We start from the raw sequence: 15,276 nt of genomic DNA on the forward strand, positions 1-15,276 counted from the left end.
CCGCCTCGAAGGCGTGCAGGGCGGCAAGTGGGGGCAAGGGACGTGACATGGCGTTCTCAAGAGAATTGAGCCTCAGTATTATTTGGCCTATCCGTGAAGAATATTGGTTTGTTTCATTTTGCGCAAGCGAATATGATGCCGGCTATGCGTGAAGCGACCCGCAATAGGATTTACGCATGCATCATCTCCCGGCCTTGCTGGGCATTTATATTTACAACGTTACAACGCCTGGAAAACCGTCGCGATACGCATCAGGTTTGCCCAGGTGTACTCAAAGAGGTTAGTCATGTCTGATCGCCGCGCTGTTGCGCTGGTGTTGCTGTCGGCCGCCGGTTTCGGCAGTTCCGCAGTGTTTGCCAAGGCGGCTTATGCGTCCGGGGTCAACCCGTCGACCATGCTGGCCTTGCGTTTCGTCATCGCCGCCATGCTGTTGCTGCCGCTCGTGTGGCTCGGTGGCTGGCGCTTGCCGCGCGGCCGCCTGCTGGCCGGCTACATGCTGATGGGCCTGATGTACACGGCCCAGTCGCAAGGCTATTTCAATGCCCTCATGTATGCCAGCAGCGGCCTGTGCGGCATGCTGCTGTACGTGTATCCCGTGCTGGTCACCATTCTGGCGCTGGCGCTGGGCTGGGAAAAGCTGGACCGCCGCATGCTGGTGCTGATGGCGCTGGCCATTGCCGGCATGGCCATCACCCTGGGCGGCAAGCTGCAGGGCCAGCCCATCGGCGTCGCCCTGGCATTGATGGCCGCCGGCGTGTATGCCGTGTACATCCTGTTTGGCAACAGCCTGTCGAAAAGCCGCGAGAATATTCACCCATTGGCGGCCTGCGTGGTGATTTTGGGTACGGCGGGCCTGTCGAACAGCGCGATCGCCTTGTGGCAGGGCGTGTCCTTGCCGGGTACGGCGACAGGCTGGCTGGCTGTCAGCGCCATCGCCCTATTCTCGACGGCCATCGCGATTGCCGCCTTCTTTGCCGGCGTGGCGCAGATCGGCGCGGCCAAGGCCTCGATTATTTCCACGTTCGAGCCCGTGATCACGATGGCGTTCGGCGTGACCTTACTGAAGGAATCCGTCAGCGGCACGCAATTGCTGGGCGGCGCCATGGTGCTGGCCGCCGTCGTCTTGCTGGCGCAGCGGCCCACTGCCAAGCCGGTCTCCATGCCTGCCGTACAGGCCAGCGCCTGACCTTTTTTTCCCGAACTGATCGGTTGTATCGATCGGTCTCCTTTGCGCCGCGACGGGTTTCCTGTCGCGGCGCTTTTTTTTGCGCGTTTTTTCTTCACATAAATAACACTTGATTGCGAATGATTCTCATTTATAATTAACTCCAAGATTTTCCCCACCACCAGCCAGCCCATGCCAGCCAGTGTTCGCCTTGAAAGGAGACACCGTGACGAGCATGCCCCCTATTTGCAATACCGAGATGATCGCCGGCGAATTTGCCCGCCTGCGCCGCGAAAAGAAAGCCCGCCACCGCGACATCGCCGAGGAACTGGCCATTTCCGAAGGCGAGCTGATCGCCGCGCATGCGGGCCTGTCGCTGGCCAATGGCGCCTTGCTGGGCGCCGAACGCCTGCAGGCCGACTGGCCCGCCATCATCGCCGCGCTGGAACCGCTGGGCGAAGTCATGGCGCTAACGCGCAACGCCTCGTGCGTGCATGAAAAGACGGGCGTCTATCGAAAAGCCAGCCACAACAACCACGTGGGCCTGGTGCTCGGCGGCGACATCGACCTGCGCGTGTTTTACCGCCAGTGGGCGCATGGCTTTGCCGTACGCGAGATGGGAGACAGGGAAGTGCAGCGCAGCCTGCAATTCTTCGATGCGGCCGGCCAGGCCGTGCACAAGATTTTCATGAAGCCGCACAGCGACATTGCCGCCTATGACGCGCTGGTCGCGCATTTTGCCGACGCGGACCAGGCGGCCGGCATCGCCGTGAAGGCGCCAGCGCCGCCGCCGGCCGAACTGCCCGACGCGCAGATCGACGTGGCCGGCTTTCGCGCCGCCTGGGCCGACTTGCGCGACACGCATGAATTTTTCACCGTGCTGAAAAAATATTCGGTCTCGCGCCTGCAGGGCCTGCGCCTGGCCGAGCCGCGCTTCGTGCAGCAGCTCGACAAATCCTGCGTGCTCGACCTGCTCAAGGACGCCGCGCTTGAAAAAGTCGCCATCATGGCCTTCGTCGGCAATGCCGGCATGATCCAGATCCATTCGGGGCCCGTGCACAAGATCGCCGTGATGGGACCGTGGATCAATATCCTCGACACGCGCTTCAACCTGCATTTGCGCGAAGACCATATCGCCAGCGCCTGGGTGGTGAAAAAACCGACAGTAGATGGCCTGGTGACGTCGGTGGAACTGTTCGATGCCAAGGGCGACACCATCGTCATGTTCTTCGGCGAACGCAAGCCGGGCATGCACGAGCTGTGCGAATGGCGCCATATCGTCGACCGGGTGGCGCGGGAGGGAGAACTATGCGCCGCATGATCGCCGCCAGCGTGGCGCGCCGCATCGCGCTGAAAAAAATGGGAGCGGGAGCACTGGCGCTGACCGCGCCGATGCAGGTGCTGGCCGCCGTGTCCGACGCGGGTAAACCCTTGGCGAAAGCGCGGCGCATCGTCAGCGTGGGCGGCGCCCTGACGGAAATCGTCTACGCGCTCGAAGCGCAGGGCGAACTGGTGGGCGTCGATACGACTTCGCTGTATCCGGCCGTGGCGCAACAGCTGCCGCAGGTCGGTTACGCACGCACCTTGTCGGCCGAGGGCGTGCTGTCGCTGGCGCCCACGCAGCTGATCGCCACCGAGGAGGCGGGACCGCAAGCGGTGCTGCGCCAGGTGCGCGACGCGGGCGTGCCGGTGGCGGTGCTGAATGCGAATAACAGATTCGAAGGCTTGCTCGAACGGGTGAAACAAGTGGGCCAGATCACGGGCCGTGCCGATCCGGCCGCGCGCCTGGCGCAAGCCTTGCAGCAGCAGTGGGACGGCGCCCTGGCCAAGGTGCGCCAGCGCCAGCATGCACCCGTGCGCGTGCTGTTCATTCTCGCCCATGCGCCGAACCAGGTGATGGTGGGCGGGCGCGAGACGGGCGCCGACGCCATGCTCGCGTATGCGGGCGCCGTCAATGTGATGGGCGGGCAGGGTGGATTCGCCGGCTACAAACCGCTGACGCCGGAAGCCGTGATCGCCGCGCGGCCCGACATCGTGCTCGTCACGGACCAGGGATTGAAGGCGTCGGGCGGCGTGGACGGCATCTTGAAACTGCCAGGTCTGGCGCAGACGCCTGCCGGGCGCAAGCACCGCATCGTGTCGCTGGAAGCCATGCTGCTGCTGGGCTTTGGCCCGCGCATGCCGCAGGTGCTGACGGAGCTCGACGCCGCCTTTGCGAAGGCCATGGCTGCATGAACGTGCGCGCGATGACGCCCGCAGTGTCGTGGCCACGCTGGGGCGCTGGCGGGCTGCTGGCGGCCGCACTGGCTGGCGGCTTGCTCATCGCCGTGCAGGCGGGCGCCGTGCCCGTGACGCTGGCCGACTGGCTGGCGCCGTTTCAAGCGGGCGACGAGGCGTTGTCCGGCGGCGCCTATGTGCTGTGGCATATCCGCTTGCCGCGCGCCCTGTTTGCCATCCTGATTGGCGCCGCGCTGGCGCTGGCCGGCGGCCTGACGCAAGGATTGTTCCGCAATCCGCTGGCCGACCCCGGACTGCTGGGCGTGAGCAGCGGCGCCGCCTGCGCAGGCGCGGCCACCATCGTCTTTGCCGCCAGCCTGCACGTGGCGCCCGAGTTGCGTGTGTGGTTGCTGCCGGCCGCCGCGTTTGCCGGCGCCATGCTCATCTGCGTGCTGCTCGACAGGGTCGCCCGCTGGGCCACGCCCGGCTCCATCGTCGGCCTGCTGCTGACGGGCGTGGCGCTGAACGCCATCACGGTGGCCGTCATGGGCCTGTGCATCTACCTGGCCAGCGATGACCAGCTGCGCACCCTGACCTTCTGGACCCTCGGTTCGCTGTCGGCCGGCAGTTGGCGCCAGGTGGCGGCCTTGCTGCTGGTGCTGGCCGGCGCGCTGTGGGCCGCGCGTTACCTGATGCGTTCCCTGAACGCGCTGGCGCTGGGCGAGGCGCAGGCCCTGCACGTGGGTGTCGACGTGGGCCGGCTGCGCACGCAGGTGATCGTGCTGGTGGCCGTGCTGACGGGGTTTGCCGTCGCCTGGTGCGGCGGCATCGGTTTTATCGGCCTCATCGCGCCGCACCTGGTGCGCACGTGGCTGGGCGCCGACCAGCGCCGCGTGCTACCGCTGTCCATGCTGGCCGGCGGCTTGCTGCTGCTGCTGTTGGCCGACACCCTGGCGCGCACGGTCGCCATTCCCGCGGAAGTCCCCGTCGGTATTTTCACGGCCTTGCTGGGCGGGCCATTTTTCCTGATGCTGTTGCGGCGCTTCCGCCACGGCACGGCCTAGAGGCAAACATGACACCCCTGCTGGAACTCTCCTTCGCCACCACGCAACTGGGCCAGCAGTATTTCGGCCCCTTCAACGTGCGGGTGGCGCCCGGTGAACGTATCGCCATCCTCGGTCCCAGCGGCGCGGGCAAGTCGACCCTGTTGAAACTGATGGCGCGCGAACTGCAGCCGCAGGCGGGCCAGGTGCTGCTCGCCGGACGTCCCCTGGCGCAGTGGCCGCTGGCCGACCTGGCGCGGCGGCGCGCCGTGCTGCCGCAAGGCTCGAACGCGGCCTTCGGACTGCAGTGCGAGCTGGTGATTGGCCTGGGAAGAGTGGCGCGCCTGGTCGACCCGCAGCTGGGACAGATCGTGCGGGAGGCGGCCGATCTGGCGCACGCCGGGCATCTGCTGGACCGCCGCCTGGATACCCTGTCCGGCGGCGAGCAGGCCAGGGTGCAGCTGGCGCGCATCTTCGCGCAGATGTGGGATGTCGAAGGCGGCTTGATACTCGTCGATGAACCGCTGGCGGCGCTCGATCCCGGCCTGCAGTTCGATCTGCTCGACAGCCTGCAGCAGTTCTGCGCCGCGCGCGGCCACGCCGTCATCGCCATCCTGCACGACATCAATCACGCTTTGCTGGGCTTCGAGCGCCTGCTGCTCGTGCGCTCGGGCCAATTGGTCGGCGATATCGCCAGCGATGCCGCTGCCGTTCCAGCCCTGGCCGCGCTGTACGGCATCGCCCTGACGACGGCCACCAGCAGCGATGGCTACGTGTGCGTCATCCCTGCCCGAAGCGCGGTACGCCGGGCCGCCTAAATGACTACCAGACGTCCGCCGCGCGCGGCCGCGCCATCTGGCCGCTGCCCAGCAGCCACACCATCAGGGCCTCGGCCTGTTCGCGTGTGGCCGCCACTTCCTGCACGATGCCGAAGGCTTTCATGGCGCCAGCGGCCATCGCCTGCAGGCGCGCGCGCTGTTCCGCGTCCGCTTCGACGGACACCAGGCCCCGGCAAATGGTGGCCAGCGCCACCTTGTTGTGCTTGAGCCACAGGCCGCGCCGCTTGCGGTCGACGTGCGCTTCGTTGCTGCGTTCTTCCTCGAACAGCAGGACGAACGGTTCGCCATGGCGCAGCAGCGCATCCATGTCGTTTTCCCACAGCGGGGCATAGCCGGCGACGGCTGTTTCAGGGCGAAAGCGCACGATGGGAAAGTCGCTGACGTCGTGGATGGAAAAATGGGCGGGGTTCGGTTTCATTGGGTACTTTCTTGCGAGGTGCTTGAAAAGGCTTGCCAGCCGCCGCCCAGCGCCTTGTAGACCTGGACCAGCGACAGCGACGCGGTGGCGCGGCTGTCGATCAGTGCTGCTTCGTTGTTCAATAAGGTGTTTTGCACGTGCAGCACGTTGATCAGGTCCGTGCCGCCCTGGCGGTACTGCAGTTCCGCGCTCCCCAGCGCGCGCCGTCCCTGTTTGACGGCTTCATCGAGGCTGGCCTGGCGGCGGGCGTTGGCCTGGTAGCCGGACAAGGCGTCTTCCACCTCGTGCCAGGCGGCCAGTACCGTCTGCCGGTAGGCGATGGCCGCTTCCTGCTGCTGCGCTTCGCGCAATTGCAGGTTGCCGCGCAGGCGGCCGCCATCGAACAGGGGCACGCTGAAGCCAGGGCCGAAGGCGAAGCGCTTGGCGTCCCAGCCGATATCGGACAGCTGCATGGCTTGCAGGCCGGTGCTGCTCGAGAGCGTGATGCGCGGATAAAAATCGCCTTGCGCTACGCCGATGGCGGCCGTGGCCGCGTGCAGCTGCGCTTCGGCGCGGCGGATGTCGGGACGGCGTTCGGCCAGGCTGCTGGGCACGCCCAGCTGCACCTGCATGACCACAATAGGGATCTCCTTGCTGGCCGCCAGTTCCGCCCGCAGCGACTGCGGCGGTAGCGCCAGCAAGAGGGCGAGGGCATTGCCCAGGCGCGCTACACGCTGCTGCAGCGGCGGCAAACGCGCTTCGATGGTGGCCACGTGGGCCGCCGCCTCGGCCTCGTCGAGCTGCGTCGCCGCGCCTTCGCGCAGGCGGATGCGGGTCAGCTCCAGGGTATGGCGGGCAATGTCGAGCAGTTGCTGCGTGATGGCCAGGGTCTGCTGCGCGCCGCGCAGCTCGATGTAGTCGCGCGCCGTCTCGGCCAGCACGGCCAGCAGCATGCCGCGCTGCGTTTCCTGGGCCACGTCGACGCGTGCGTCGGCCGCTTCCACTTCGCGTCGCACGCGGCCCCACAAGTCCAGCTCCCAGGCTGCGTCAAGACTGCCTTGCCACAGGCTGTAGGCGGATTTTCCGTTCAGACGCGACGGGTCGCTCAAGCCTTGTTCGCTGTTGCGCGCACGGCTGTAGCCGCCATTCGCGCCCAGTGACGGGCCTTGCGCGGCACCGATGACGCCACGCGCGGCACGGCTCTGTTCCAGCCGGCTGGCGGCTGCCAGCACGTCTAGATTGGCGCCGGCGGCGCGCCGCAGCAGGGACGACAGGGTCGCGTCGCCAAAGCTGTCCCACCAGCGCTGCTCGATGGCGCCATCCTGCTGCGCGGCGAAGCGGGCATCCTGCGCCTGACGCCATTGCTGTCCCAGGTCATTGCGCGGGCGCTGGAAGTCGGTGCCGACGCTGGCGCAGCCGGCCAGGCCCAGGGCCGTTATGAAAATCAGTGCTTTCATCGCGCGCTCACCTGTTGCAGCTGTTGACGGCGCGCGGCCGTATCGATGCGCACTTCGGCCGACATGCCCACGCGCAGGCGGGTGCCCCGGTCCCGGTCGCCGTTCTGGCCGGGATCGAGCGCGATCCTGACGGGGATGCGTTGCACCACCTTGGTGAAGTTGCCGGTGGCGTTTTCCGGCGCGATGGCGGCAAACGTCACGCCCGTGGCCGGCGCGATGCTGTGCACGGTGCCGTGCAGGAGCACGCCCGGATAGGCGTCGACGGCGATGCTGGCGCGCTGGCCCTGGCGCACGTGCGTGAGCTGGGTTTCCTGCAGGTTGGCGACGACGAAGCTGCGGTTCAGGGGCACCACGGCCATCAGGCTGGCGCCGGGCGCCACCAGGGCGCCGACGCGCACGGCGCGGCGTCCGACGATGCCGTCAATGGGGGCGCGCAGCTGCGTATGCGACAGATCGAGTTCGGCCCGTTGCAGGCTGGCGCGGGCGCGCAGCAGGGCCGCTTCCGCCGCGCCTTGCTGCGCTTGCAAAATGTCCGTCTGCTTGCGGGTGGCGACGAGGGCGGCGCGGTTTTGCGCCAGGCGCGCGCGGCTCACGTCGTAGCGCGATTGCGCCTGCTGGGCGTTTTGCACGCTGCCCGCGCCTTGGCCGGCCAGGTGCGTTGAACGGGCCAGTTCCTGCTGCGCCAGTTTGTCTTCCGCCTGGTTGGCCTCGACCAGGGTGCTGGCTTGCTCTATCACCGATTGCTGGCGCTGCACCGTGGCGCGGGCATAGTCCAGCTGCGCTTCGGCGCCCGCTACTTCGGCGCGGGCCGAGGCGGCGGCGGCCTGGTAATCGCGGTCGTCGATGCGGGCCAGCAGCTGACCCGCCTTGACAGCCTGGTTGTCTTCCACCAGCACGTCGCGCACGATGCCGCCCACCTTGGGGGAGAGCACCGTGTAGTCGGCGCTGACGAAGGCGTCGTCGGTGCTTTGTTCTTCGCTGCGGGAAAACAGCAGTTGCCAGGCGCAAAAGGCGAGGGCGCAGGCCAGCAGGGCCAGGCCGAGAAGAAATGCGCGCGAGCGCAGTATGGGTTTTTGCATGGTGATGCTCTTTCGTGAAAATGAAAATTCAAGCGGCGCGCGGCGGATAGACGCGCGTCGGCAGGATGGGAATGATCACAATCATGGCCAGCGCGATGGCGGCCACGGTGAGGTACAGGTCGGACGAGGTCAGGGTGACGACTTGCGCATGCATGCGCGCACTCAGACCAGACCCCAGGCCTGGCATGTCCATGGCGCCCGGCAGGTTGCCCAGGCGTTCGCTGAGCACCGTCGAATGAAAATGGTTGCGGCGCGTGATCAGCGCATCGAGCACGCCGGTGGCGACGACGGCCGACATGCCCTTGATGGTGTTGAACCAGGCCGACGCAAACGGGCCATCCTGCGGCGCCAGGCCCGTGGTGGCCAGCAACAGCAAGGGAATCACGGCCATCGGTTGCGCAAAGATCTGCACCGCTTGCAGCAGGTAGAAATGCGTGCGTATCCAGTCGGGCGACATGCGCGCGCCCAGCACGCACGACAGGGCCAGCAGGGCCAGGCCGATGGCCAGCACCCAGCGGCAGTCGACGGCGCGCAGATTGCACAGGGCGGCCACCAGCGGCAGGGCGATCAGCTGCGGCAGCGCCACCATCAGCATCACGGGCGCCGTTTGCAGCGGGCGGTAGGCGTGCACCTGCGCCAGGTAGGACGAGGGGATCAGGATCACGGCCAGCAGCACGAACAGCACGCCGCCCAGGGTCAGCAGGGCGTGGCTCAGGTTGCGCCGCGACAGCAGCTGCAGCTTGAAGAATGGCAGCGGGTGCGACCACTCGTTGACGAGGAAAAGCACCAGCAGCACGGCGCCGCCGCCCAGCAGCACGCAGATCAGAGGCGAATGGAACCAGTTCAGGCGCTCGCCCTGCAGCAAGCTGACCACCAGCATGCTGATGGCGGGCAGGCCAAGCAGCAGGCCGCGCCAGTCGAACTGGCGGAAGCGTTCGAGGCGCAGCGGGTCTTGCGGCAAGCCCCAGGACACCATGAGCAGGGCGACGATGCTGCCCGGGACGACTTGCCAGAACGCCCATTGCCAGCCCAGGTACTCGGTCCAGAACGCGGCCAGCGGCGTGCCCAGGCTGGGGCCGAAAGTGGCGCTCAGTGCATAGCCGCCCAGGCCATACAGCTTGATGTTCGGCGGCAGGAAGCGCAGCGCCACCGTCATCAGCATGGGCGGCAGGGCGCCGCCGGCCGCGCCCTGCACCACGCGCAGGATCATGAGCACGGACAGGTTCGGCGCAAACGGGCACAGCACACCGGCGGCCATGCAGACGAGGATGGCGGCGGCCGTCAGGCGGCGCAGCGAGAAGGTGACGGAGCACCACGGCGCGAACGCCATGGCGGACACCGAGGCGGCCGCATACAGGGCCACGAGCCAGCTGGCGTCGTCGCGCGCGATGCCCATGGCGCCGCGGATGTCGGCCAGCGCGATCTTGGTGATGTTTTCATTCAGGCCGGACACCAGCACTGCCAGCAGCACGCCGATCAGGCCCGTGGCCAGGCGCAGGCCGAAGGCGGGAGGTGGGGGAGGAGCAGGCGGTGCGGCCGCAGGGGCGGCGCCGGGAAGGGGGACTGCAGACACAGGGAACTCCGTGGATGAGGATCAGTCCACGCAGTATAGGTAGCCGTTAATCTTGTGAAAATTGATAATTAAGGAAGTATGAATTGCGTCTGGTGCAATGATGGTGGAGTTCAGCCCCTAGGTGCCTGGCGGGGTGCCGCTGCACAGCTCCTTGATCATCCGGCGCAGCCAGCGGTGCGCATGGTCGTGGTCGAGGCGCGGGTGCCAGGCCTGGAAGACTTCCACGCTGTCGACGGGAATCGGCAGCTGGAAGGTGCGCAGCTTCAGACCCAGGCGTTCGACGATGGCCAGCAGGGGCGTGGGCATTAGTGGCAGCAGCAGGCGCGAATCGGCCACGGCGAAGATGGCGGACTGGAAGTTGGGGCTGATCAGCGAAACCCTGCGCGTGTAGCCCCGCTCGGCCAGGGCTGTGTCGAACGGGCCGCGCGCCAGGCCGCGCCGCGAGACGCTGATATGCTCGTACTCGGTAAAACTGTCGAGGTTGATGGGGCCGTCGAAGATCGGGTGGTCGCTGCGGGCGATGCCGACAAAGCCGCTGCTAAACAGCTGCTGCAGCTTGATGTCGGGCGCAAAGGCGCGCCGCGCGCTGATGTACAGGTCGATGCGGCCCGCGTGCAGGGCGTCGTTTTCCGTGGCCCCGTCGCCCTCGGGAACGAAGCGCAGCACCGTGTGCGGCGCGTGCACTGCCAGCAGGTCGCGCAGCTTGCCGCCGTAGGCGCCGACAAACACGTCGTTGGCGCACAGGCTGAAGGTGCGTTCCAGGGTGCGCAAGTCGACTTCGCGGCCGGACGTGAAGATGGCGTGCGCCTGCTCCACCACGCCGCGCACTTGCTCGCGCAATTCCAGCGCGCGCGGGGTGGGCGCCAGGCCGCGCCCGGAGCGGACGAAGACGGGGTCGCCGATGGCGTCGCGGATGCGCGCCAGGGTGCGGCTCATGGCCGGCGCGCTCAAATGCATGCGCCGCGCGGCGGCCACGGCGCTGCCTTCCTCGAGCAGGATGTCGAGGGCGACGAGCAGGTTCAGGTCGGGGAGTTTCATGCGCCGATTATAGCCCGGGGGCCAGCGCCGGCGCTGCGCCGGCAGGACGCCGGCGCAACAGGGATGCTACTGCGCGATTACTCGGCTGCAGGCTCGGCGCCGCAGCATTTCTTGAACTTCTTGCCGCTGCCGCAAGGGCAGTCGTCGTTGCGGCCCACTTTCGGCTCTTCGCGCTTCATGGTTTGCACGGGTGCCTTGCGGCGCGGGACCCAGAAACGGTGGATGGCCGGCAGGTTCGCTTCCAGTTCCTGCGCCAGCTTGTGCGCCTTGACCGGGTCTTCCACCAGTTTCAGCTCTTCTTCCTTGATTTCGTCGGCGCCCAGCAGGTAGATCGGCTGCATCAGCTCGGCCACTTCGGAGTCCCAGATTTCATTCCACGAGCCTGGGCGCAGTTCCATGCCGTCCCAGAAGCCCCAGCACCAGGCTTCGGCGTCGATCAGGGTCTGGCCTTCGTAGTCGTGTTCGACGAACAGGGCTTCGAATTCCTTCGGCGCCACTTCGAACGTCACCAGCACTTCGTTCATGAAGCGCATGATCAGGTTGACGATGCGCTCTTCTTCCTTGCTGTTCTTGAATTTCGGCGCATCTTCGGCATCTTCGCCCCACACGCGCGGCAACCATTCGGCCGGCATGATCGGTTCCGGGCCGATGGCGACGGCCGTCAGATAGCCGTGCAGCATATCCATGGTCATCGCGTCTTCGGAGCAGCGCTCCGACAACAGGAATTGGTCTAATTCGTCGAATTCTTTTTCTGATAATGGCTGTTCGAGTTGCATGGCTTGCTCTTTGATTGAATGTAAGGCGCCAGTATACGCCTTGCTGCGGCTTGCCGCCGAAGTGTTTGCACCGACGGCCCGCGCGCGCCTTACAATGTCGCTTATGCACAATGAAAACCAGCCGCACGAGGACGACCGGCCCGTCCATCCCTTTTCCGCCCTGAGCCCCGATTGCGTGCTCGACGCCCTCGATAGCGTGGGACTGCGCGGCGATGGCCGCCTGCTGGCCTTGAACAGCTATGAAAACCGCGTCTACCAAGTCGGCATCGAAGACAGCGCGCCGCTGGTCGCCAAGTTTTACCGTCCCGCGCGCTGGAGCGATACGGCCATCCTTGAAGAACATGCGTTCGTGTCCGAACTGGTCGAGCGCGAAATCCAGGTGGTGCCGGCGCTGGAAATCAACGGCAGCACCCTGCACCAGTACCAGGGCTTCCGCTTTGCCGTCTTCCCCCGCCACGGCGGCCGCGCGCCCGAGCTGGACGACCCGGCCACCCTGGAATGGATAGGGCGCTTCATCGGCCGCATCCACGCCGTCGGTGCTCTGTCGACCTACAAGGAACGGCCGGCGCTCGATCACCAGACGTTTGGCGTCGAGCCGCGCGAGTTCTTGCTGGAAGGAAATTTCCTGCCGCCCGAACTGCTGGCCGCCTATTCCAGCGTGGCGCAGCAGGCGCTCGACGGCGTCAAGCGCTGCTATGACCGCGCGGGCGACGTGGCCATGCTGCGCACGCACGGCGACTGCCATGGCGGCAACGTGCTGTGGACGGACGCCGGCCCCCATTTCGTCGATTTCGACGATAGCCGCATGGGACCGGCGATCCAGGACCTGTGGATGATGCTGTCGGGCGAGCGGGGCGACATGGTGCGCCAGATGAGCGACATCCTGGCCGGCTACGAAGACTTTTGCGATTTCGACCCGCGTCAGCTGTACCTGGTCGAAGCGCTGCGCACCCTGCGCCTGATCCATTATTCGGCCTGGCTGGCGCGCCGCTGGGACGACCCCGCCTTCCCCGTCGCCTTCCCGTGGTTTAACACGCAGCGGTACTGGCAGGACCGCATCCTGGAACTCAGGGAGCAGGTGGCGTTGATGGACGAAGCGCCATTGTGGCCTGTTTGACCTAAACGCAGGAAAAGGGCGGTAAACGCCCCTCTTCTTGCCGCGCTGATTTGTGCATGCCTGTTCGATAATGGTGGTAATAAATTCCTAGAAGCAACGGAATTCACCCGAACAAGCGAGAAATCATGCAAGCACAGCAAAATCAGCGCCAGGCCGCCTCCCTCACCGTCGCGTATTCCGCCGATGACGAGTTCGACCAGGACAGCATCGTCTCGCTGCATGATTTCAAGGACCTGGAAAGCAAGGCGGAAGCGCCTGCTGCCGCCATCACGCCCGCACTGCAATCCGAACCGCAAGCCGAGCCGGCAGCCGAAGCCCAAGTTGATACCAAGGCGCCAGCCGCGGAACGCCAGAAAATGGAATTGAAAGCCATCCACGAGGCGATTGCCCGCGTGGAAGCGGAAGCGAAAGCTACCTGCGCCGCTGAAAGCCGGGCCCTGGCCGAGGCGCGCGTGCGCTCGCTGGCCGAGGACCGCGCCGCCATCGACGCGGCCGCCGCCGCCGCCGCGCAGCAAAATGCGCAGGCCGCCGAGGAAGCGATTGCCGCCAACCGCGAACGTCTCGACACCATGCGCGCCGCCGCGCAAGCGAGCGTGGCCCGCCTGGAAGCCGTCAAGCAGGAAACGGCCGAACTGCGCGCCCGCGTGGAGTCCGATAATGAAATCCGCCTGGCCGCCGAACAGCGTTCGCGCGCCGAGCAGGAAAGCCGCTTGCGCGCCAGCGAGCAGGTGGCCGTGCAGTCGGAACTGGCCGAACAGGCCGCCCGCGTCGCCGAAGAATTGCAAGTGCAGACGGAGCAGGCGCGCCTGCAGGCCGTCGAGCGCGTCGCCGCTGTGCAGGCGGCCAAGGAAGAAATGGTGGGCATCGCTTCGGCCGACGCACGAGTTGCCGTGCTGGCGCGCGAACGCGAGCGCCATGCGCACGGTGCGCGCCAGACGGCGCAGATGCTGGCCGAAGCGGAAAGCGAAGCGCTGGACTTGACGGTGCAGCGCGAGCGCGCCGACCAGATCGCGCTGGAATCGGCCTTCAACCGCGCCGCCGCCGAAGTGCGCGCCCTGGAAGAAGCGCGCGCGCTGGCGCACCTGGAACAGGAACGCGAATCCATCGCCTTGGCGCAGGCGGAATCGGAACGCCATGCGGCGCAATCGCTGCGTTTGCGCCTGCAGACGGAAAAGGAATTGCGCGATGCGGCCATCCACCGCGAGCGCCTGGAAATGGTTGCCGTGGCCAGCGCGCAGGCGCGCCGCGATGCCGACGTGCGCATCCTGGCTGCCACCGAGGCACGCATCGAGGTGGACCGCCAGCTGCGCGCCGTGGCGCTGGCCCGCGTGGCCGCCGAACAGGATGCGGAAATCGCCGGCCACGCCAAGCTGGAAGCGGAAACGGCGGCTCTCGAAGAAACCAAGGCCCGTGAAGCGGCCGAGCAGGCCGCCGCCGTGGCAGCGGCCCGCGAACTGGAAGAGCAGCAGCGTGCCGCCAGCCTGGCGCAGGAACGCGCTGCACAGGCGCGCCAGGCGTCGGAACTGGCCGCGAGCCAGAACGACGCCGAGCAGGCCGAAGTCGATGCCGGCAAGGCGACATTGGCCGCGCAGGCGCAAGCGTCGCAACTGGCGCAGGAAAAAGCCCGTCAGGCAGAGCAGCTGCTGCAGGCGGAGCAGGAGCGCCTGGCCGCCGAACAAGCCGCCATCGCCGCCTTGAAAGAAAAACTGGAAGCGGAAGCGCTGGCGTTCAACGCGGCGCAGGAACGCATCGCCGCCGAGGGCGCGCAAGCGGAACTGCTGCGCGGCCAGCACGCGGCCGAACAGGCCTTGCGGGAAGCGGCGCAAAAGGAAGCGGACGCCATCCGCATCCTGATGGACCAGGCCCTGGTCGAAGGTGAACAGAAAGCGGCTGCCGCGCAAGCCGTGCAGGCGCAGGCGCGCCTGGCCGTGGAGCTGGGCCAGGTGCATAGCGAGCGCGCCCGCGTGGAAGCAGACAAGGCGCAAGCGGCCGAAGCGCTGCTGGCGTCCGAGCGCGATTTCGTCGCGGCCGAACGCGAGTCGCTGGCCCTGATCGCGCAAAAACTGGTGCAGCAGCGCCAGACCAGCAGCGCCGAAGAGCGCGCCTCGCAAGCCATCGCCGGCCGTCTGGAAGCGGAAAAGCAGGCGACGGCGGCAGCCGAAACCCGCGTCGCCATGGAGTTGCAGGCGCTCGACGCCATGCGCCAGCGCGAGCAGCTGGAACTGGCCGCGCAGCAGGCCGCCAGCGAGAAACTCGACGCGCAGCAAGCCTTGCTGGCCAGCGCCCAGGCCCATGCGGCCCTGCAGCGCAAGGCGGCCGAGACGACGCGCGCGATGGCGGCCGCCAAGCAGCAATTGCTGGAACGGGAAATGGAGCGCGCGCAGCAGCAAGAGCGCGAACTGGCCGCCCTGCGTGCCAGCCTGGAGCAACCCCAAAGCGCGTTTTCCAGCTCATTGACCGCCGCCCGCGCGAAAGCCGAACAGGTGAGCTCGGCCAGTCTGACGCGGGAAGTGATCGAGAGATTGACGCAGCCGAATGACGCCGGTGCAGTGTGGCGCTCACGTTGAGCTAGAAC

The 15,276-nt window shown here is 66.8% G+C and carries 13 protein-coding genes; 7 read left to right on the plus strand and 6 right to left on the minus strand.

Going from position 1 to position 15,276, the window contains the following annotated elements:
* The first annotated feature begins 286 nt into the window (after positions 1-286).
* From VM94_RS03895 to VM94_RS03915, 5 genes are all read left to right on the plus strand, one after another.
* The gene (locus tag VM94_RS03895; protein WP_046682285.1) at positions 287-1,186 is read left to right on the plus strand and encodes a DMT family transporter; all 900 of its coding nucleotides are present in this window, start codon (positions 287-289) and stop codon (positions 1,184-1,186) included.
* Positions 1,187-1,400: 214 nt separating this feature from the next.
* Complete coding sequence (locus tag VM94_RS03900; protein WP_185982144.1) at positions 1,401-2,486, plus strand: hemin-degrading factor; 1,086 nt, start codon at positions 1,401-1,403, stop codon at positions 2,484-2,486.
* Positions 2,474-3,400, plus strand: coding sequence for a heme/hemin ABC transporter substrate-binding protein (locus tag VM94_RS03905; protein ID WP_046682287.1), 927 nt, complete (start codon positions 2,474-2,476; stop codon positions 3,398-3,400). The genes VM94_RS03900 and VM94_RS03905 overlap by 13 nt, the downstream gene beginning before the upstream one ends.
* A complete protein-coding gene (locus tag VM94_RS03910) occupies positions 3,397-4,446 on the plus strand; it encodes a FecCD family ABC transporter permease (RefSeq protein ID WP_046682288.1) in 1,050 nt (349 codons plus the stop codon). Before VM94_RS03905 ends, VM94_RS03910 begins: the two co-directional genes overlap by 4 nt.
* 8 nt (positions 4,447-4,454) lie before the next feature.
* Positions 4,455-5,243: an ABC transporter ATP-binding protein gene (locus VM94_RS03915; RefSeq protein ID WP_046682289.1), complete on the plus strand. Its 789-nt coding sequence runs from the start codon at positions 4,455-4,457 to the stop codon at positions 5,241-5,243.
* A gap of 4 nt (positions 5,244-5,247) precedes the next feature.
* Here the strand turns inward: VM94_RS03915 and VM94_RS03920 are convergent, their stop codons facing one another.
* From VM94_RS03920 to VM94_RS03945, 6 genes are all read right to left on the minus strand, one after another.
* Positions 5,248-5,682, minus strand: a complete 435-nt coding sequence (locus VM94_RS03920; RefSeq protein ID WP_046682290.1) for a hypothetical protein — start codon at positions 5,680-5,682, stop codon at positions 5,248-5,250.
* Positions 5,679-7,118, minus strand: coding sequence for an efflux transporter outer membrane subunit (locus VM94_RS03925; RefSeq protein ID WP_046682291.1), 1,440 nt, complete (start codon positions 7,116-7,118; stop codon positions 5,679-5,681). The genes VM94_RS03920 and VM94_RS03925 overlap by 4 nt, the downstream gene beginning before the upstream one ends.
* Positions 7,115-8,197 carry an HlyD family secretion protein gene (locus tag VM94_RS03930; protein WP_046682292.1) on the minus strand — a complete coding sequence of 361 codons (1,083 nt, stop codon included), beginning with the start codon at positions 8,195-8,197 and terminating at the stop codon, positions 7,115-7,117. Before VM94_RS03930 ends, VM94_RS03925 begins: the two co-directional genes overlap by 4 nt.
* 28 nt (positions 8,198-8,225) lie before the next feature.
* Complete coding sequence (locus VM94_RS03935; RefSeq protein ID WP_046682293.1) at positions 8,226-9,770, minus strand: MFS transporter; 1,545 nt, start codon at positions 9,768-9,770, stop codon at positions 8,226-8,228.
* 117 nt (positions 9,771-9,887) lie between these two features.
* The gene (locus tag VM94_RS03940) at positions 9,888-10,808 is read right to left on the minus strand and encodes a LysR family transcriptional regulator (RefSeq protein WP_046682294.1); all 921 of its coding nucleotides are present in this window, start codon (positions 10,806-10,808) and stop codon (positions 9,888-9,890) included.
* A gap of 77 nt (positions 10,809-10,885) precedes the next feature.
* Positions 10,886-11,584, minus strand: a complete 699-nt coding sequence (locus VM94_RS03945; protein WP_034785080.1) for a UPF0149 family protein — start codon at positions 11,582-11,584, stop codon at positions 10,886-10,888.
* 103 nt (positions 11,585-11,687) lie between these two features.
* Here VM94_RS03945 and VM94_RS03950 point away from each other — a divergent pair, with 103 nt between their 5' ends.
* Positions 11,688-12,701 (plus strand): serine/threonine protein kinase, encoded by a 1,014-nt coding sequence (locus tag VM94_RS03950; protein WP_138828887.1) that lies wholly within the window; start codon positions 11,688-11,690, stop codon positions 12,699-12,701.
* 125 nt (positions 12,702-12,826) lie between these two features.
* Positions 12,827-15,268, plus strand: coding sequence for a hypothetical protein (locus VM94_RS03955; RefSeq protein WP_046682295.1), 2,442 nt, complete (start codon positions 12,827-12,829; stop codon positions 15,266-15,268).
* Positions 15,269-15,276: the final 8 nt, after the last annotated feature.

The organism is Janthinobacterium sp. KBS0711 (genome assembly GCF_000988085.1).
In the GTDB taxonomy this organism is placed as follows: Bacteria; Pseudomonadota; Gammaproteobacteria; order Burkholderiales; family Burkholderiaceae_D; genus Janthinobacterium; species Janthinobacterium lividum_E.

What these genes read in the sequence shown, in the direction of transcription:
- VM94_RS03950 (WP_138828887.1), top strand. Translation starts at nt 11,688, where the DNA reads ATGCACAATGAAAACCAGCCGCACGAGGACGACCGGCCCGTCCATCCC.
- VM94_RS03915 (WP_046682289.1), top strand. Translation starts at nt 4,455, where the DNA reads ATGACACCCCTGCTGGAACTCTCCTTCGCCACCACGCAACTGGGCCAG.
- VM94_RS03910 (WP_046682288.1), top strand. Translation starts at nt 3,397, where the DNA reads ATGAACGTGCGCGCGATGACGCCCGCAGTGTCGTGGCCACGCTGGGGC.
- VM94_RS03895 (WP_046682285.1), top strand. Translation starts at nt 287, where the DNA reads ATGTCTGATCGCCGCGCTGTTGCGCTGGTGTTGCTGTCGGCCGCCGGT.
- VM94_RS03905 (WP_046682287.1), top strand. Translation starts at nt 2,474, where the DNA reads ATGCGCCGCATGATCGCCGCCAGCGTGGCGCGCCGCATCGCGCTGAAA.
- VM94_RS03930 (WP_046682292.1), bottom strand. Translation starts at nt 8,197, where the DNA reads ATGCAAAAACCCATACTGCGCTCGCGCGCATTTCTTCTCGGCCTGGCC.
- VM94_RS03900 (WP_185982144.1), top strand. Translation starts at nt 1,401, where the DNA reads ATGCCCCCTATTTGCAATACCGAGATGATCGCCGGCGAATTTGCCCGC.
- VM94_RS03925 (WP_046682291.1), bottom strand. Translation starts at nt 7,118, where the DNA reads ATGAAAGCACTGATTTTCATAACGGCCCTGGGCCTGGCCGGCTGCGCC.
- VM94_RS03945 (WP_034785080.1), bottom strand. Translation starts at nt 11,584, where the DNA reads ATGCAACTCGAACAGCCATTATCAGAAAAAGAATTCGACGAATTAGAC.
- VM94_RS03920 (WP_046682290.1), bottom strand. Translation starts at nt 5,682, where the DNA reads ATGAAACCGAACCCCGCCCATTTTTCCATCCACGACGTCAGCGACTTT.
- VM94_RS03955 (WP_046682295.1), top strand. Translation starts at nt 12,827, where the DNA reads ATGCAAGCACAGCAAAATCAGCGCCAGGCCGCCTCCCTCACCGTCGCG.
- VM94_RS03940 (WP_046682294.1), bottom strand. Translation starts at nt 10,808, where the DNA reads ATGAAACTCCCCGACCTGAACCTGCTCGTCGCCCTCGACATCCTGCTC.